The organism is Janthinobacterium sp. GW821-FHT03C10 (genome assembly GCF_059420865.1).
The window spans coordinates 301008-319321 of the sequence record NZ_JBWKUN010000001.1; the positions used below are offsets into that span (position 1 = coordinate 301008).

The following is an 18314-nucleotide window of genomic DNA, read 5'->3' on the forward strand; positions in this document are numbered from 1 at the left end:
TCATGCCCGCTAACCGTAAGTTTCCATTTGTACATATTGAAAGCCTGAACTCATGCCTGTCGTCTCTCCCCGCACCCGCTTACTTCCAGTCGCCGCAGCCTTGTCGCTGGCCTTCGCTTCCCCTGCGGTCATTGCCACTGGGCAAGACGATTTGACGGCTGGCGATGAGAAAGTCATGCAGGCCGTGCAAGTGACGGGCGCCCGCGCGCAAGGCCTGGTGCCCGTAAGCACGGAGGCGGGCAGCTTTCGCGGCGCCAGCATCATGGACGTGCCGTCGACCGTCAATGTGATCACGCGCGAATTGCTGGAGCAGCAAGCCGTGTCCGGCCTGTACGATGCCGTGCGCAATACGGCCGGCGTGACGCGCCAGCAAAATGGCGGCGAGACCTGGGATCAATTGGTGATACGCGGCATCGCCGTGGAAAACCGCACGAATTACCGTCTCAACGGTTCCATGCCCATCATGAACTTCTCGCAAGTGCCCATGGAAAACAAGGAGCGCGTGGAAGTACTGAAGGGCGCTTCGGCCCTGTACTACGGTTTTACCTCGCCGGCCGGCGTCGTCAATTTCGTCACCAAGCGGGCAGGCGGCAAGCCCGTCACCAGCATGGGCCTGAGCCTCGATGACCGGGGCAGTGCCGTGGCGAATGTCGACGTGGGCCGCCGTTTCGGCGCGCAGCAGGAATTCGGCGTGCGCATCAACGCGGCCGGTGGCACCCTGGGTTCCTACCTCGATAACGTCGGCAATGGCAACCACCGCTTCCTGTCCGCCGCGCTGGACTGGCGGGTGACGAACAGGCTGCTGCTGAAGGCGGACCTGGAATACGACCGCCGCAAGGTGACGGAGCAGGCGGGCGTGGCCTTGCCCACCGCCGTGAAAGGCGTGATCAGCCTGCCGCGCGCCGTCGACCCGCGCCAGCTGATCGGCCCCGACTGGTCGAATTTCGAGGCGCAGACGAAGAACGCGCAATTGCGCGCCGACTACGCCATTGCCGATGGCTGGGCCTTGACGGTGGAAGCGGGGCGCTCGGAAACGGCGCGCGACCGCCGCCTGGCCATCTTCCGTCTGAACAACGCGGCGGCGCTGGCCACGGGCGCGGGCCGCATCACGGGCAATATCCAGCACAGCGTGACGGCGTCGGACTTGCTGCGCGCGGAACTGGCCGGCAATTTCAATACGGGTTTGATTGCCCACGAACTGACCCTGGGCGCCTCGCGCACGGAGAAATCCCAAGATGCTATTTACCAGAGCAACTACACGATCGCTTCGCAAAACCTGTACCAGCCCGTGCCCGTGACGAATGTCGTGTTCGGTCCCCAGCCGACGGCGCCAACGACGGCCGCGCTGGAGACGCGCGACACGGGCTTGTACGCGCTCGACCGCATGGTCTTCAGCCCGCAATGGCAAAGCGTCGTCGGCGTGCGCCGCAGCAGCTATCAGAGCGACCAGGGCGCCAGCCACTACGACGTCAGCAAGACGACGCCGATGGCCTCATTGATCTACAAGGCCACGCCCGAACTGTCGTTGTACGCGTCCACGGCGCGGGGCCTGGAAGAGGGCGAGACGGGCCCGACGGGCACCGTCAACCAGGGCGTCAAGATGGCGCCCGGCGTGAGCAAGCAGAAAGAGCTCGGTGCGCGCTGGCTGACGCCGGGCGGCACCTTGCTGTCGGCCGCGCTGTTCGACATCACGCGCCCCGGCTACTACACGAATACCGGCAATGTCTTTACGTCGGACGGTGAACAGCGCTACCGCGGCCTGGAAATCTCGACGCAAGGCAAGCTGACGCGCCAGCTGTCGTGGCAGACGTCGGCCCAGTTGCTCGACCCCAGGTTCGCCAACATCAACGCCGACTACAACGGCAAGGCGCCGGAAAACGCGTCGAAGCGCACGGCCAGCGCCTTCCTCGCTTACACGTTTGACGCCGTGCCTGGCTTGTCCGTCAACGGCGGCGCGTATTACTACAGCGCCCGTCCCGTCAACGACCTGAACCAGGCGTTCCTCGGCGGCGTGAGCCTGTTCAGCGCGGGTGCCCGCTATGCGAGCCGCGTGATGGACAAGGCCGTCGTGTGGCAGTTGAACGTGGAAAATGCGGCCGACAAGCGCTACTGGGCCGGCGCGGGCACGCGGTTGGCATCGGGCGCGCCGCGCGCCATCAAGCTGTCGATGAAGGTGGATTTATAGGAAGGTTTGACTTGCGCCCTGTGCGCAGGGGCCTTGCGCTGATACAATGTTGCCATGTTCATCAGCAAAGGCAAGGCCGGCATCGTCCTGTGGATCGCGTGTATCGCCATCTTCCTGGCCACGCTCGCCCCTACGGTATCGCGCGCGCTGACGGTCGCCAGCGGGATGGCCGTGCCCAGCCTGGAAATCTGCTCGGTGGCGGGCGGCATGCAAGCCATGCCCGTCCGCTACGATGCGCAGGAACCTTCTACGCCTGAAAAATCGGGCATGCGCATGGGCGACTGCCCCTGCTGCAGCATGCATGCGGACACCTTGTCGATTCCGCCCACCTCCCTCGTGCTCGCTTCTGGCGAGCTCCTCACGGGCTTGCTGCCCGAGCTGTTCTACCAGTCCGCCACGCCATTGTTCGCCTGGACGCCCGTCCAGCCCCGCGGGCCGCCCGCCGCTTTCTGATCTGTCCCTTTCCCTGAACTGCCTTGCGCCGCGCGGCTATGTGCTGCGCTTGCGGCCGTTCGTCTTACCATACAGCATCTGAAAGCAGCACCATGAAACATTTACCGTTATTGATTTCCCTCGCCATCGCCATGCCCGCCGTGGCGCAAACCCACAATGAAGTAGGCACCACCGTCTTGCCCGAGATGAAAGTCATCGTCACGGCCATAGGCGACGGCTACCGTCCCGCGTCCGACACGGCGCTGATGCTCTCCAGCACGCCTGGCTACAGCGTGGCGGCCGGGGGCGGCGTGTCCGGCTTGCCAGTGGTTAATGGCTTTGCCGATGACCGCCTCAAGATCCGCATCGACGGCATGGAACTGACGTCCGCCTGTGCCAATCATATGAATGCGCCGCTGTCCTACATTGATCCGCAACAAGTGCAGCGCATCCGCCTGATCGCGGGCGTGACCCCCGTCAGCGCGGGCGGCGACAGCATAGGCGGCACCATCGAGGTGCAGTCGATGGCGCCCGTGTTCGCCCAGCCCGGCGCGGCGTTGCTGACGCAAGGCAGTTTTGCCGTGTCGGGCCGCAGCGTCAACAACAGCGTGGCGACCAGCGTGAACGCCTCTGCCGCCAGCGACGTGCTCAGCATCGGCTACAGCGGCGCCTATACGCGCGGCCACAGCTATGAAGATGGCCACGGCAATAAAGTGCTGGCCAGCATGTTTGAAAGCATCAACCAGGCCATCGTGCTGGCGGCCAAGCGCGATGGCCAGCAGCTGACCCTGCGCGCCGGCGTGCAGCACATCCCGTACCAGGGTTTCCCCAGCCAGTATATGGACATGACGGACAACCACGGCCAGTTTGCCAACCTCGCCTACCAGGGCACGTTTGCCTGGGGCGTGTTCGATGCGCGCGCCTACTGGCAGCAGACGGACCACGAAATGGGCTTTTTCTCGCCCGAACGCAAGGGTTCGATGCCGATGATTACGCATGGACGCAACACCGGTTATGCCTTGATGGCCAGTCTGCCGACGGCTGCGGGCGAGTTGCGCCTGGGCCAGGAGTGGCACGGCTTCCGCCTCGACGACTACTGGCCGGCCGTGCCCGGTTCCATGATGATGGGGCCGCGTACCTATTTGAACATCAATGACGGCAAGCGCGACCGTACCGTGCTGTTTGGCGAACTGGAAACGCGCCACGCTGCGCGCTGGACGAGCGTGCTGGGCGTGCGCGGCGAATCCGTGCGCATGGACACGGGCGACGTGCAATCGTACGGCACCAACATGATGAACATGCCGGACCTGATGGCCGCCAAAGCCTTCAATGCGCGCAGCCGCAGCCGGCGCGACACGAATATCGATGCCTCTGCGCAAGCCACCTTTACGCCCGATGCGGCCAGCAGCTATGCATTCGCGCTGGCGCGCAAGGTGCGCTCGCCCAACCTGTACGAGCGCTACTCGTGGGGGCGCGGCTCGATGGCCATGACCATGACCAACTGGTTTGGCGACGGCAACGGCTATGTGGGCGATATCGACCTGAAACCCGAGACGGCTTACACGGCGGCGTTGACGGCCGACTGGCATGGCGGCGGCGAAGAGGGCTGGTTCCTGCGCGTCAATCCCTATTACAGCAAGGTCGACAACTACATCGACGTCGACGTGCTGGCGTCTTTCCACCCGTACATGAAAATGGGCGCGAACGGCAACCTGCTGCGCTTTGCCAACCATGACGCCAAATTGTACGGCGCGAATCTGGCCTGGCAGCTGCCGCTGGCCAGCAGCACCCGCTGGGGCCGCTTCATGGCGACGGGCAATGCGGCTTACACGCGAGGCAAGCGCAGCGATGGCGGCGACCTGTACCGCATGATGCCGTTCAACGCCTTGCTGGCCGTCGAGCACAAGCTGGGCGCCTGGAGCAGCCGCATCGAAACGAAGATCGTGGCCCGCAAGGACAAGGTCGATGCCCGGCGCTTCGAACCGGAAACGGGCGGCTACGCGCTCGTCAACCTGCGCAGCAGCGTGGCATTGAACAAGATGGCCAGCCTGAGCGCTGGCGTGAGCAATCTGTTCAACCGCGCGTATGCGGACCCGCTCGGTGGCGTGTACCTGTCGGGACTGAAGGCAAACGGCGGGGCGCTGCAAGCCTTGCCGGCCGAGGGTCGGTCGATTGATCTGGGGCTGCAGCTGAAGTTCTAAGCCTGGCAATCAGCGTGCGCCTTCCTGCTGCCGATGCGGGAAGAAGGCGCACGCTGGCATCGCCGCATCGGCGAGCGCCATGTGGGCGTGACAATGTGCGCATGTTTCTCGACGGTAATTTGTTATGCTCTCTGGCGCCTGCTTCTGGCGTTGGCGCACATCGGTGCGATAGCGGAGGCTGAAGGCTTTATCTGCTCAAATGAAGCTGACTGAATAAAAGGTGTCCATGATCGCATTTAAAGATTTTCGTTCGACCACTGCGGGCAGTCCTCTTTCCGATGGCATGGACCGGTCGCTGGTCTTGGCCAATGAATGGCTGCTGAAAACGGGCGTGCGTCCGGTCAACATCGAAACCATCACGGAAACGAGGGGCTGGACGGCGATCAGCCAGGTTGAGCGAGGGATACGGGTGTGGTATGAAGTAGCGGCTCTTCCCTTGAACCCCTGATCTGCTCAGCCACGCCATCCCCAGCTCATCCCGCACAGAACCATCAATTTCCGCCGCCGTTCTTTTTGCGCCGCGATCCCGTCAGCACGCGCAGCGCGGTAGCGATCGGCACCTTGTTCTTGGCCAGGTAGGCGGCGGCCGTGGCGGTATCGAGCATTTCCTGGAAAATAATGCCGACCTCGACCTTTTGGGCCGTCAAATCGTCCTGCCTGGCGCAGTCGAGGGTATCCATATTCGTAGCAGTGGCTTTGTCATTCTTGGAGCGCATTTTTGCCTCGGTAGAAAAGAGAAAAAATGTCTCCTTTTATTTGCCTTTAAGATAACTTATTTTTGTGCTTTTGTGGAAATTTTTCTTTAATCGATAGTGCATTCAGGAATTAAATTTAGCTATGGGCCAAGGTCAGTGCCTGGAGATGAATGCGGGATACATGACTTGCCGTCATCCATTGCCTGAGCATCCATCGTTTGCCAGCGGCGTCCGGATGCGGTCTAATCATGGCTTGTTCCTACACGAGCTTGCCATGCTGCCCACTCCCGCCATCGCCGCGCTGCGCGAAAAATTTCCCCTAATTGCAGATTTGATGGCCTTGCAGCCCTTGAGCTGGTTCAATCCCCGCATCGCGCCGGTGGCCGAGGCCTTGAACGACGTGGGCTTGACGGCCGATGACGTGGCCGATGCCAGCGCGCGCCTGGCGCGTTTTGCGCCATATCTGGCCAAGGCGTTCCCGGAAACGCAGGCCAGCGGCGGCGTCATCGAGTCGCCCGTCGTGCCGCTGCCCGCCATGCAGGCGGCGTTGGGTCTGGCCTCAGGCATGACGGGCGGTCAGCTGTGGCTCAAGCAGGACAGCCATTTGCCCATTTCCGGCTCGATCAAGGCGCGCGGCGGCATCTATGAGGTGCTGAAACATGCGGAAACGCTGGCGCTGGACGCCGGTTTGCTGAAGGAGGGCGACGATTACAGCCTGCTGGCCAGCGACGCCGTGCGCGCCTTCTTCGGCCAATATGCGATCGCCGTCGGCTCCACGGGCAATCTGGGATTGTCGATCGGCATCATGAGCGCGCGCCTGGGCTTTCGCGCCACCGTGCACATGTCGGCCGACGCGCGCCAATGGAAGAAGGATAAATTGCGCAGCCATGGCGTCATCGTCGTCGAGTACGCGACCGATTACAGCGTGGCCGTGGAAGCGGGGCGCAGGCAGGCGCAAAGCGACCCGACTTGCCATTTCGTCGACGATGAAAACTCGCACGACCTGTTCCTCGGCTACGCGGTGGCGGGCCAGCGCCTGCAAGCCCAGTTCGCCGCGGCCGGCGTCGCGGTGGACGAGGAGCACCCGCTGTTCGTCTACCTGCCGTGCGGCGTGGGCGGCGGTCCCGGCGGCGTGGCCTTCGGCTTGAAGCTGGCCTTTGGCGATTTTGTTCACTGCGTCTTCGTCGAGCCGACCCATTCGCCGTGCATGCTGCTGGGCGTGCACACGGGCTTGCACGAGGGAATCAGCGTGCAGGAAATCGGCATCGACAACCTCACGGCCGCCGATGGCCTGGCCGTGGGACGCCCGTCCGGCTTCGTCGGGCGCGCCATGCAGCGGCTGATCGACGGCTACGCCACCGTCACGGATGAAGAACTGTACCGCTTGCTGGCGACGCTGGAGCAAACGCAAGGCTTGCGCCTGGAACCGTCCGCCGTGGCCGGTTTCGCGGGCATCAATCCCGTGCTGGCCGCGCCGCAATACCAGGCGCAGCTGGAAACGGCCACGCACCTCGTGTGGGGCACGGGCGGCAGCATGGTGCCGCAGGAGGAAATGGCGGCCTACGTGGCGCGGGGCAGGGCGCTGCTGGCAGCCGGAGCCGCGTGATGCCGGCCGGCGCGCCGAGCAGGGCCACGCTGACGGCCAGCCAGTTCGCCAACCTGCACACCTTTCTCGTGGCGGCGCGCCATGCCAGCTTTGCGCTGGCCGCGCAGGAACTGGCGCTCACGCCCAGCGCCGTCAGTCACCGCATCGCGCGGCTGGAAAGCAGCCTGGGCTTGCGGTTGTTCCAGCGCCTGACGCGGCAAGTCAGGCTGACGGCCGACGGCGAGCGCATCTTCGCCGCCCTGCAAATCGGCTGGGATGGCTTGCAGGCGGCGCTGGCCGGCGGCGATGCGCTGGCGGGCAGCATCACCGTGCATGCGCGCCCGTCCATCGCCCAGTGCTGGCTGGTGCCGCGCCTGGCAGGTTTCGCTGCGCAATATCCGGACGTGTCGATCGACTTGCGCGTGGGCAATGAAAGCGTGGACTTTCGCGCCGGCCAGGTCGACCTGGCCTTGCATTATGGCGACGGCCACTTTCCCGGCCTGGCCTCGCGCAAGCTGATGGATGAATGGCTGGCGCCCGTGTGCAGCCCGCAATATGCGCGCGAACACGGCTTGTTTGAGGCGCCGCGACAGCTGGCCAGCGCGACGCTGCTGCACGATACCCTGGCCTGGCCCGCCTGCGCGCCCGATGCCGAGTGGCGGCTGTGGCTGGACGGGCAGGCGCCCGAGGTGAACTTGCCCGCGCGCAACCTGCGTTTCGACCGCGCCGACCTGTGCGCGCAGGCGGCCATCCACCACGCGGGCTTGGCCATGGGCCGGCGCCAGCTGGTGCAGCCGTGGCTGGCCAGCGGCCAGCTGGTCTTGCCGTTCGGCGCTTTCAACTTGCCCAGCCCGCAGGCGTATTACCTCGTGCATGCCGCTCGGCCGCTGCCGGCGAGGGTGCAGGCCTTGTTCGACTGGCTGCTGGGGCAGGCAATTTGATACACTGCGCCCCTCATTGAAACGCGCACGAAAGAATGCCCATGCAGCCATCCCCATCGACCCCCACCGCGCCGCCGCAATTGCGCGAGTTACGCAGCACTGCGCTGGCCTGCCTGCTGGAACCGGACCCGGCGACCAAGGTAGCGATGGTGGCGGCCATGGCCGCAGCGCAACTTTCTCTCGATGCGCAGGCGCCGCTGGCCCCATCCGGTGCCGTGCCGGGCCGTCCCGAGCGTCCGGAGCTGGTGCCGCCGCGCCTGGTGGGGCGACGCTCGATGATCACGCCGGAGGGGCGCGCCATGCTGGTGCACGCGCTGGCGCATATCGAGTTCAACGCGATGAATCTGGCGCTCGACGCCCTGTGGCGCTTCCCGGATTTGCCCTTTGACTACTATACGGACTGGCTGCGCGTGGCGAAGGAGGAAGCGACGCACTTTGCCATGCTGCAGGCGCACCTGCAGGTGCTGGGCCACACGTACGGCGACTTCCCCGGCCACGACAGCCTGTGGGAAATGGTCGACAAGACGCGCGGCGACGTGCTGGCGCGCATGGCGCTGGTGCCGCGCACCCTGGAAGCGCGGGGCCTGGACGCCATTCCGCCGCTGCGCGCCAAGCTGGCGCAGGCGGGCGACATGGCGGCGGCCGCCATCCTCGACATCATCCTGCGCGATGAAGTGGGGCACGTGGAAATCGGCAACCGCTGGTACGGTTATCTGTGCGAGCAGCGGGGCCTGGAATTGCGCGCCACCTACGCCGAGCTGGCGCTGCGCTACGAAGCGCCCACCCTGCGCGGCCCGTTCAACCTCGAAGCGCGGCGCCGGGCGGGGTTTTCGGAGCTGGAATTGTCCGATCTGCCCGCCTGAATCCGTCGCGGCGTCATGGATGGGCCGTGATGCTGATGTGCCAGTGGCTCAGGTGTCCCGTTTCGATGTGCACCTTTGCCGGCTTGGTCCAGGCGCCCGCGCCGGGGATATGGTCGGCCGGCGCGGCGGAAAAGCGCCCGTCGACGAGGGCCAGCTTGATGAAGCCGGGGCCGATGTAGATGATGCGCGTGCTGGCCGGCGCCGCTTCCTGGGCCAGCATGGCCCGGTTCGCCGCGATCCATGCCTGCAGGGCCGCCAGTTTCGGCTTTTGCGCGGGGTTGGCCGCCACTTCCGCTTTCGCGTCGTTGATCAGCTGGTGAATGGCGGCGCCATCGTTCTGGCCGCCCAGCGCGTCCGTGTAGCCGCCCGCGCCGTCCGCGTAGCGCAAGTCGATCTGCTGGCCGTCGCTGTGGCCGCTGTGACCGAGGATGGAACGGCCCGTTGCCGTTTGCGTCACGTGCTGGCCGCTGATGTCGTCGAAGCGGTAAGCCTTGCCCGCCAGCCAGGCGATGGCCAGGCGCGTGGCCCAGGAATCGCCGCCGGCATCGCGCGTGCCGTAGCGCCGCGCCGCCAGCGCCGCCTCGTTGTCGGCCAGGTACAGGGGGATGTAGGCCGTGTCGCCCTTGAACTCCACTTGGCCCCCTTCGGCCGGGTCGGAGCTGGCGTCGGCATTGTCGATGCGGCCCTTCAGGCGCAGCGTGACGACGGCCTTCTTGTCGAGCTTGGCGCCGGCAAAGGCGGGCAGCACCAGGCCGGGAAATTTTACGCTGCCGGCGGTCTTGGTATTGGTCTGGGACAATAAATTCTCCGTGCTGAAGGCGGGATCGCCGCCGCCGGACGCAATGCCGATGTTCACTTCCGTAATCGTCGCCGCCGCCGGCGTGTAATGCAATTCCAGCGGCAAGGTGTGGGTGGCCGTGGCGTTGCCTTGCGAGATGGACACATACGGTCCTGCCAGATTGCCCGTCAGCTTGATCGGCTGCAGCACGGGGTGGGCGTCCTTGTTGGGCGAAAGGAATTTTGCCAGCGTCACCTTCAAGCCCTTGCATGCGAGGCTCAGCTCCACCGTCGTCACGGTGGGCAGGGCGCTGTCGCCGATATTCGTGGCGCTGACGTTGCCGCCCAGGCTCAACGCCCCATCCTTGGTTTGCTTGCTGACGTCGATGCACTCGGTCCTGACGATGGTGCCTTGCGTGAAGTGGGTCTGGTTGACGGCGCCCGCGGCGGACAGGTTGACCCCGGGCAACCCCGTCACGGCGTAGGACCAGGTATCGTTGTACTGGCTTTGCGCCGTCGTGTAGACGGGATACTCGGCCGTGCTGACGGTGATTTTCACGCCCACGTTTTTCGTGCCCTTGGGCACCGTGAAGGCGACGGGCGAGGTGATGGTCTGGTTTTGCGCGGCCGCCGTGGCCGTGAACGTCTTGCTGCCCTCGTCATCCTGCGGCGTGACGTCGTCCGTGGCACGGGGGCTGGCGATCACCGCGCGCGCGGGCGGCGCGGCGCCATCCTGCGTGACCGTGCCCGCCACATAGCTCTGCGCCGCGCTGCGCCGGGCCAGGCCGGTTCCGTACGGATACACGATGTCGACATTGACGGTGCTGCTGTTGTCAAACACGACGGCGCTGACGCTGACCACGTTCGGGTGGGCGAGGTCGTTCAAGGTCAGCTGGCAGGTATCGGGCAGCACGCCATCGAAGCGGAAGGCGCCCGTGGCGTCGACCACGGCCACCTGGCGCTGATGGTTGTTATAGCCGGCCAATAGCATCTTCTTGCCGGCCAGTCCCGTGGCATTGCCGCCCGCGGGCGTGCGCAGCTGTCCCTGCAGCACGATGCCGGACTTGATGACGATCAAGGCATAGCTGGCCGTGAACTCGCCGTCCTGCGAGACGAAATTGAGGTTCAGGTCGTAGCTGCCGTTGGGCAATGCTGCCAGCAGCTGCTGCATGGCCGTGGCGCCGATGCTGAAGCTGCCGCTGGCCGCATCGAACGTCCAGTAGTTCTTGAGGCTGATGGCCACACCGTTCGGGGTGGACAGCAGGCCGTCGCTGTCGTCCTGCAGGGCCATGGGGGCCGCGCCCACGAGGCGGAACCCCATGGCGCCCGCCTGCAGGCGGTTGTTCGGCCCCAGTCCCGTGATGGCCAGCACGGGCGCCGTGGCGGGCAGGCTGCCATCGTCTTCCGGTTCCACGTAGGTTTCCACGGCCGTCGGCAGTTCCGTCCGGATCAGCACGTCCAGGGTGGTGACCTTGCCGCCCTTGCTGAGGAAAAGTTGCGCGTGCTGGTCCACGCCCGTGTCGCCCGGCGTGGAAAAGCGCAGAGTGCCGTCCTGCAGCAGCACGTCCGTGACGGCGCCGCTGGCCTTGACGCTGTCGGCGCCGTCGGGAAAGCCCAGCCCGGACAGAGACAGCACGACCACCTGCGCGGGCCGCACGGGATCGAGGGCGATGCCGGTGCTGGTGCTGAAAGTCCAGGCCAGGCCGGCGCTCTGGAAGGCGATGCTGCGCTCGATGCGCAGGGTGATGGTGTCAGCGGGCGTGACGGTGGCGCCCGCGCCGATGCTGCCGGCCAGCACCTCGCCATCGATGATGGTGCTGCCTTGGGGCGCGCTGGCCAGCACGGCTTGCACATTGCCGGCCGCCTCGCTGCCATTGTTGCGGATGTGCACGCGGTAAGTGTAGTCCCAGGCCGTGCGGCTGATGCGCTGCTCGGCCACTTTATCGAGCAAGATGACTTCCAGGTCGCCGGCGGCCTGGGCGGTGCTGCTGCTTGCCGCGGCGGCCAGCATGATTTTCGGCGCGGGCGGCTGCGTGGGATCGTTGGGGCCGCCGCAGGCGCACAGGCTCAGGGCCAGCAAGGGAGCCAGCGCGGCGGCGGCCAGCTGGCGCCGCCGCAGGCACGCCAGGGCCAGCACGCCGGCCAGCAGCAGCCATGGCGTGGACGGCAGGGCGATGGCGGCCGGCTGCGTGATGCCCGCGTCGAGTTCGATGAAGGAGACGGGGTCGAGGATGCTAAACGGCTGGGCGCCGGGGCTGCCCGCGCCCAGGTAATCGAAGGTGACGGAAAAACCCGTGGCCGTGGCGCCGGGGACGATGCCGCCCGCCAGCGCCAGCGCGTCGAAGTAGCCGCTGGCGGGAATGGCGGGATCGGGCTGCACCAGCAGCACGTCCCAGCCGGGCGCCGTGGAGACGTTCTGCAGGTTGGCGTAGGCGCCCACGCTGAAGAACAAGGTGAATTCCTCGATGGGCACGGCCAGGGTGGTATTGCTGACCGTATAGTCGTAGCGCCACTGCGTGCCGCCCAGCGACGTCGCCGTGTAGCCGATGCTGGTGGCGTGCGCGGCCGACATGGCGCACAGCAGCAGCGCCAGCAGCACTTGTTTGATAAAGCTCATGATCGTCCCCCGTTGACTGGCGCCAAGCGTGCCCAGGCAAGAGGTCAAGCAGGAAGCGTTCCCATGTAAAATATACCGTAAAAACAAGGGCTTGGCTGAGGCGGGCGGGAGCGGGTGTCAAATATTCCGACACCGGACTTTATGGATGAGTCTGTCAGCGCTGTCCTACCCATCTTGTCGAAACCGTCTGATTGTATGCCTTGCGGAAACACGCGATGATCGTGTCCATGCTGCAACAGCCAACCAGTCCGACGGAGTATGCGATGCAAAAGCCAGGCCAGTCCCTTCACGTGAACAAGCCATTCCTGCTGATCTGCCTGTTCACCTTTTCGACCCTGGCAGCCACCTGGATGACTACGGGCGAGGCGCCGGCCAGCGATGCCGCGCCCGCGTCCGTGGCGCGGGAAGCGGGACACGGTGCCTTGCCCGTGTGCGGCAGCGATGCCCTCACGCTGTCGGCCCAGTGCCAGCCCCAGCCCGCGCGCCAGGCTTGACCTCAGCTTGCAGGCGCTGCTGCAGCAAGGCCAGCACGGCCGCTTCCTCCGGCGCCAGTGCCGGAAGCTCTTCCCGTAACTGCTGCCGCGCCCGCGCGCGCATGCCTTCCAATAAACTGCCATCCAGATACGATTCCAGCACGGCAGGGTGCACATAGCACTTGCGGCAGATCGTCGGCGTATTGCCCAGCTTTTTTGCCACGGACTCGATCGCCTGCACGATGTTTTTCTTCGCTTGCGCATCGGAATCGACCTGCTCGAACGCCTGCAGGGCCAGCGCGGCCAGCAGGGTGCCGGACCAGGTGCGGAAATCCTTGGCCGTGTAGTCTTCGCCCGTCACCTCGCGCAGGTAATCGTTGACGTCGCCTGAATCGACGCCGTGGCGCGCGCCTTCGTCATCGATGTATTGAAACAGTTCCTGGCCCGGCAACTCGCGCATGCGCGCAAGCACCCTGGCCAGCTTGCGGTCGCTCAGGCGGATATCGTGGCGCACGCCGCTCTTGCCCTTGAAGTGGAAGGCCACGGCACTGCCGTCGACCTGCACGTGGCGCGTGCGCAGGGTGGTCAGGCCGAACGATTTGTTCGCGCGCGCATATTCCTCGTTGCCGATGCGCATCATCGTCAATTCCAGCAGGTGCACGATGGTGGCCAGCACTTTTTCACGCGGCAAGCCCGGCAGCTGCATGCCGCGCGCGACGGCGGCGCGGATGGCGGGCAGGGCGCGGCCAAAGCTGAGCATGCGCTCATATTTCACCTCGTCGCGCACCTGGCGCCAGCGCGCATGGTAGCGGTATTGCTTGCGGCCCCGCGCATCGCGGCCCGTCGCCTGCAAATGGCCATTCGCATGCGGGCAGATCCACACGTCCGTCCAGGCGGGCGGGATGGCCAGCGCCTTGATGCGCGTCAAGGCGGCGCTATCGCGCACGATCTGGCCGTCCGCATCGCGGTAGCGGAACTTGCCGGGCTTGCCCGATCGGGCGATGCCGTTCTGATGGTCGCCCGTGTAGCGCAGGCCGGCGGCGCGGGCCGTGGTGGTGGCGGATATTTCCATGACGATAGCTTACCTTGCACGCCGCCCACCCGGCGCGCCGTTATGCTAAGGTGCGCATTCGTAACGCCGTGCGCGGCAGACAGGAGCAGCAGATGTTTGGCAGAAAAAAGAATCTGGAAGAAGACCACACCCCCCAGGCCGACAAGCAGTATGAAAAGAAATACACGGATGACAGCTTCTGGGACAAGGTCGTCAAGTTCGCCAAGACGGCGGGACGCGAAGTCATCGAAAAAGCCCTGTGGCTGTATTACGCGGCGCAGCAGCCGAACACCCCGCTGTGGGCCAAGACGGCCATCTATGGCGCGCTCGGCTATTTCATTTCGCCCATCGATGCGATTCCCGACATCACGCCCGTGGTCGGCTATGCGGACGACCTGGCCGTGCTGGCCGCGGCCGTCGCCACCGTCGCCACCTACATCACGGCCGAGGTCAAGGAACGGGCCGCCGAGAAACTGCGCGGCTGGTTCGGCGCCTAGCTTTTCTTGACAGCTGGCGCGTCGCTGCCGCCATGGGCGAGCAGGCGCAGCACGATTTCTTTCTGGAATGAACGAAACTCCTTGTCGGCGCTGACGTTGGCGAAGGCCAGCACGGCCGTCTTGCGGGCCCGGTCGACGCAGACGACGGACGCGGCGCCGGGGTCGCCGCCGCTGTGCGTGGCCAGGGCCTTGCCGTCGACGTCGCGCAAGAGCCAGACCAGGGCCTGGCGCATGGACGAATCGGCGGGCACGACGGGAGCCGCTTGCGGGGCGAAAAACAGTTGCAGCGTCGCGTCCTGCAGGTAGCGGTGGCCATCGACCCGGCCGCCATTGCTGAAAATGGCCAGGAAACGGGCGAAGTCCTGCGCCGAGCTGCGCAGCAGGCCGGCCGGCCAGTCCGGATAGCCGACGGGCGGCAGCGCTTGCAGGCCCGGCTCCTTGTGCGCGTACGGCTGGGCGACGACGGCGCGCCGCGGCAAGCCGGCCAGGTTCCAGGCCGTGCTATCCATGCCCAGCGGTTCGAACAGGTGCTCGCGCGTGTAGGCGTCGAGGCCATCGGGGTTCAACCGGCCCACCAGATAGCCGAGCAGGGCGATGCCCACATTGCTGTAGCGCCATTCCGTGCCGGGCCGGGCGGCAAACGACACATCCGCGTCATACCAGGCGCCGCCGCGCGACAGATAGCCCTTGACGAAGTCGCGCAGGGGCAATCGGGGGTCGCCCTGTACGGCAAACGCCGCCGTCTTGTCGTACACGGCATCGGAAATACCCGAGGTGTGACTGAGCAAATGGCGGAAGGTGATGGGCACGTCGGGGAACTTCGGATGCATGAGCGGGAAGTCCAGGTAGGCCGCCACCTTGTCGTCGAGCTGGAAGGCGCCCTGTTCCAGCAGCATCATGACGGCCGTGGCCGTGACGAGCTTGCTGACGGAGGCGACATGGAACACCGTGCCGGCATCGGCCTTCTTGCCGGCCTGGATGTCGGCCCAGCCATAGCCGCGCGCGAAGATGGTGCGATCGCCGCGCACCACGGCCACGCTCATGCCCGGCGTTTCCGTGCGGGCCAGGCCATCGCGCATGAAGCCGTCAAACTCCGTTTCCCACGCCAGCCTGGCCGGATCGGTGGCGCAACCTGTCTGCAGCAGGGCCAGTGAGACGCCCAGTCCCAGCACGCTTCTTCGTTTCATCGATTCTCTCTTTTGCCATTTTTAATTATCTTAACAATATTTAAGCCCGCCATAGGGGCGATTGACAAAACATTGCTCTGTAGCAATGACAAAAGGGGATCGCCGGTGCTCATTTACACCAGTTATTTGCGCCAGTAGCGCTCCAGCAGAGGCTTGACCGTCAGGCCGTGCGCGACGATGGAGACGATGACGACGACGAGGGTGATGTCGGCCAGTTCGCGCGCCAGGCCTTGCGGCAAGCCATGCGCGATGGCATAGCTGAGGTAGTACAGCGAGCCGATGCCGCGCACGCCGAACCAGGCGGCCAGTCCGCGCAGGCGCATGCCGGTGCCCGAGGCCAGCAAACCGAGCATCACGCTGGCCGGGCGCGCCACCAGCAGCAGGAACAGCGCCACGCTCCACGCCCGCCAACTCCAGGCGGCAGCCGTGACGGCACCGCCCAGCAACAGCACCAGGGTCAGTTCGGACAGGCGTTCCAGGTGTTCCTTGAAGACGAGGGCTTCGCCGCTGACGGTCAGCGTCACCTCGCTGTCGTGCGGCTTGGCGGCGGACACGGCGTGGGTTTCCTCGGCCTGCAGCAAGCCTTGCCGGTCTTTCGGCGCGCCGGCCAGCCGCAGTTCCGTCTGGCGCAAGGCCACGCCGGCAAAGAAGACGGCCAGGAAGCCCCACGCGTGCAGCCAGGTGGAGACGCCGTAGACGAGGGCGATCAGGCCCAGGGCCGCCAGGTCGTCCAGCATCGCGTGTTTCGGCTCCTTGGCGCGCACTTGCCAGCCCAGCCAGGCCAGCAGCGCGCCGCCGGCCGCGCCCAGGGCGATGGCGCCCGCGCTGGCCCAGCATAAATCGCGCCACAGCCAGGTGGCGCCATGCGGTCCCAGCTCATGCAGGCCCAGCAAGCCCAGGCCCAGCATGACGAAAGGAAAGCCGCTGCCATCGTTCATGCCCGCCTCGCTGGTCAGCATGAAGCGCAATTGCTCGCTGTCGCCCGCATGGCGCAGCTGCACGTCGGTGGCCAGCACGGGGTCGGTGGGCGCGAGGATGGCGCCCAGCAGGATGCCCGCGCCCAATGGCAGGTCCAGCAGCAGGCAGGCAAAGGCCGCCACCAGCGCCACGGAAATGGCCATCGACAGCCACGCCAGGCGCAGCGAAGGCAGCCAGCGCGCCAGGCTGAAGGGCACGGGCATCTTGACGCCGGCGGAAAACAGGGAGATGAGGACGGCGATTTCCGTCAGGGTTTCCAGCAGGGGTGCCTGCTGCACCAGGTCGAACGCGAACAGGCCGAGGAACATGGGGCCCAGCAGCAGGCCCACGCCCAGGTAAGCGATGGCCGAGGTCAATGGCAGGCGCGCGATGCCGTCGGCGCCCAGGCCACGCGCCAGCATCAGGCAACCGATCAGGATGAACCAGGCGGTGGTGCTCATGCTCCTATTTTAGCGGCGCGCGGGCCGGGGCAGCGCGCCGCAGGTTTTGTTACGCCTTGTACAACTGTACCGTATCGTTCTGCGCCTGCATGGCGTGCAGCTCGATCGGGTCGAGCGTGGAGCGCAGGCGGGGCAGGCTGTGCGGATAATTGGTCGTGATAAAGGCGAGCATCTGCTCGCGCACGAGGCAGCGCAATTCAAACGCCGTGCCCGAATCCACCGCGCTGATCAGGAAACGCACGCGCACGGCCCGCTCGTTCGAATCCGTCGCCTGCACCGTGCAGACCCGGCCATCCCATTGCTTGGCGGATGCGCAGATGCGCGTCAGTTCCGCCCGCAGCGGCTCGATCGGGATGCTGAAATCGAGCCACAGGAACACCGTGCCCAGGATGTCCGAGGAGGTATGCGTCCAGTTCTCGAACGGATTTTCGATGAACCATTGCAACGGCACGATCAGCCGGCGCTCGTCCCACACGCGCACGACCACGTAGGTGCCCTTGATTTCCTCGACCGTGCCCCATTCGCCGTTGACGATCAGCACATCGTCGATGCGGATGGGTTGAGAGAACGCAATTTGCAGCCCTGCAATGAAATTGCCGAGCACGGGCCGGGCGGCGATACCGGCTACCAGGCCCGCCACGCCGGCCGAGGCCAGCAGGCTGGCGCCGATCTGCCGCGCGCCGGGCAAGGTCAGCAGCACGAAGGACACGCCCAGGAGGACGACGATGGCATGCGCGCTGCGCGTGAGCACGCGTGCTTGCGTGATCCGGCGGCGCGCGCGCAGGTTGTCGGCCGCGTCGACGGGATTGATCTGGGAAATCGTGATGCTGAGCGACTCGATGCATTGCATGGCCAGCCAGGTCAGCGCGATGATCAGCGCCACGCTGGCCAGGTGCGACATGGCGACGAGGCCCGGCGTGTCGTCGGGCGCGCTGGCCAGCACCATGCGCAGGCCGAAGACGATCAGGCACAGTTGGCTGGCGCGGAACGCTACGCGCGCGACGTTGCTGGCCAGCGCGTGGCCATGGGCCAGTCTTTTCAGCAAGCCGATGCCGGCCCGGTGCACGCCGATGGCGACGAGGGTGACGAGCAGGGCGGAAACGAGCACGGTCAGCGCCGAGCGCAGCGGGCCTCCCATCAGCGAGTGAAACGTGCTGAGATCCATAGGCGAAAACTCCTTATTGATAAGTGGAATGGATGTCGGAAGCGGGTATTTTACGGGCAGATGACGTCGCGGGGGCGTGCGTTGCCGTACGGATAAGACTTGCATCAAGATGGATACTGGAAGAAATTGCTGCGCTGCGCCATGCCACGTTGACGTTTCAATACGGAAAGCAAGCGGGCGTCGCCGCATTGGAAACATAGTCATACTTGCCATGCTTTTTGTTTTTG

15 protein-coding genes are annotated in these 18314 nt (G+C 65.4%); 9 read left to right on the plus strand and 6 right to left on the minus strand.

The window, feature by feature from the left end; all coding sequences use genetic code 11:
• Positions 1-52: 52 nt before the first annotated feature.
• The 4 genes from AC07VH_RS01085 to AC07VH_RS01100 all read left to right on the plus strand — a co-directional run bounded on the left by AC07VH_RS01085 (position 53) and on the right by AC07VH_RS01100 (position 5266).
• Entirely contained in the window at positions 53-2185 is a 2133-nt protein-coding gene (locus AC07VH_RS01085; protein ID WP_494786469.1) for a TonB-dependent siderophore receptor, read from the plus strand.
• A 54-nt stretch (positions 2186-2239) separates the two neighbouring features.
• Complete coding sequence (locus tag AC07VH_RS01090; RefSeq protein WP_494786470.1) at positions 2240-2638, plus strand: DUF2946 domain-containing protein; 399 nt, start codon at positions 2240-2242, stop codon at positions 2636-2638.
• Positions 2639-2730: 92 nt separating this feature from the next.
• Entirely contained in the window at positions 2731-4818 is a 2088-nt protein-coding gene (locus tag AC07VH_RS01095; protein WP_494786471.1) for a TonB-dependent receptor, read from the plus strand.
• Positions 4819-5044: 226 nt separating this feature from the next.
• A complete protein-coding gene (locus tag AC07VH_RS01100; protein WP_494786472.1) occupies positions 5045-5266 on the plus strand; it encodes a hypothetical protein in 222 nt (73 codons plus the stop codon).
• Positions 5267-5309: 43 nt separating this feature from the next.
• On the opposite strand, the gene AC07VH_RS01105 is transcribed toward AC07VH_RS01100, so the two are convergent.
• Positions 5310-5498 carry a hypothetical protein gene (locus tag AC07VH_RS01105; protein ID WP_494786473.1) on the minus strand — a complete coding sequence of 63 codons (189 nt, stop codon included), beginning with the start codon at positions 5496-5498 and terminating at the stop codon, positions 5310-5312.
• A 289-nt stretch (positions 5499-5787) separates the two neighbouring features.
• Between AC07VH_RS01105 and dsdA the strand changes: the two genes are divergently transcribed.
• Genes dsdA through AC07VH_RS01120 form a run of 3 tightly spaced genes read left to right on the plus strand, consistent with a single transcriptional unit; the run spans position 5788 to position 8902 of the window.
• A complete protein-coding gene (gene dsdA, locus AC07VH_RS01110) occupies positions 5788-7119 on the plus strand; it encodes a D-serine ammonia-lyase (protein ID WP_494786474.1) in 1332 nt (443 codons plus the stop codon).
• On the plus strand, positions 7119-8039 hold the full coding sequence (dsdC, locus tag AC07VH_RS01115; RefSeq protein WP_494787099.1) for a DNA-binding transcriptional regulator DsdC: 921 nt from the start codon (positions 7119-7121) through the stop codon (positions 8037-8039). The genes dsdA and dsdC overlap by 1 nt, the downstream gene beginning before the upstream one ends.
• Before the next feature lie 41 nt (positions 8040-8080).
• Entirely contained in the window at positions 8081-8902 is an 822-nt protein-coding gene (locus tag AC07VH_RS01120; protein WP_494786475.1) for a ferritin-like domain-containing protein, read from the plus strand.
• 13 nt (positions 8903-8915) lie between these two features.
• On the opposite strand, the gene AC07VH_RS01125 is transcribed toward AC07VH_RS01120, so the two are convergent.
• A complete protein-coding gene (locus AC07VH_RS01125) occupies positions 8916-12296 on the minus strand; it encodes a hypothetical protein (protein ID WP_494786476.1) in 3381 nt (1126 codons plus the stop codon).
• A 227-nt stretch (positions 12297-12523) separates the two neighbouring features.
• Here AC07VH_RS01125 and AC07VH_RS01130 point away from each other — a divergent pair, with 227 nt between their 5' ends.
• Positions 12524-12790 (plus strand): hypothetical protein, encoded by a 267-nt coding sequence (locus AC07VH_RS01130; RefSeq protein ID WP_494786477.1) that lies wholly within the window; start codon positions 12524-12526, stop codon positions 12788-12790.
• On the opposite strand, the gene AC07VH_RS01135 is transcribed toward AC07VH_RS01130, so the two are convergent.
• A complete protein-coding gene (locus AC07VH_RS01135; protein WP_494786478.1) occupies positions 12744-13841 on the minus strand; it encodes a DNA topoisomerase IB in 1098 nt (365 codons plus the stop codon). The two genes, AC07VH_RS01130 and AC07VH_RS01135, sit on opposite strands and share 47 nt — an antisense overlap.
• Positions 13842-13933: 92 nt before the next feature.
• Between AC07VH_RS01135 and AC07VH_RS01140 the strand changes: the two genes are divergently transcribed.
• Complete coding sequence (locus AC07VH_RS01140; RefSeq protein ID WP_494786479.1) at positions 13934-14317, plus strand: YkvA family protein; 384 nt, start codon at positions 13934-13936, stop codon at positions 14315-14317.
• Here AC07VH_RS01140 and AC07VH_RS01145 read toward each other — a convergent pair.
• The 3 genes from AC07VH_RS01145 to AC07VH_RS01155 all read right to left on the minus strand — a co-directional run bounded on the left by AC07VH_RS01145 (position 14314) and on the right by AC07VH_RS01155 (position 18087).
• Positions 14314-15504 carry a serine hydrolase domain-containing protein gene (locus AC07VH_RS01145; RefSeq protein WP_475416328.1) on the minus strand — a complete coding sequence of 397 codons (1191 nt, stop codon included), beginning with the start codon at positions 15502-15504 and terminating at the stop codon, positions 14314-14316. The two genes, AC07VH_RS01140 and AC07VH_RS01145, sit on opposite strands and share 4 nt — an antisense overlap.
• 122 nt (positions 15505-15626) lie before the next feature.
• Positions 15627-16922 (minus strand): cation:proton antiporter, encoded by a 1296-nt coding sequence (locus AC07VH_RS01150; protein WP_494786480.1) that lies wholly within the window; start codon positions 16920-16922, stop codon positions 15627-15629.
• A 49-nt stretch (positions 16923-16971) separates the two neighbouring features.
• A complete protein-coding gene (locus tag AC07VH_RS01155) occupies positions 16972-18087 on the minus strand; it encodes a mechanosensitive ion channel family protein (RefSeq protein WP_070218622.1) in 1116 nt (371 codons plus the stop codon).
• Positions 18088-18314 lie beyond the last annotated feature (227 nt).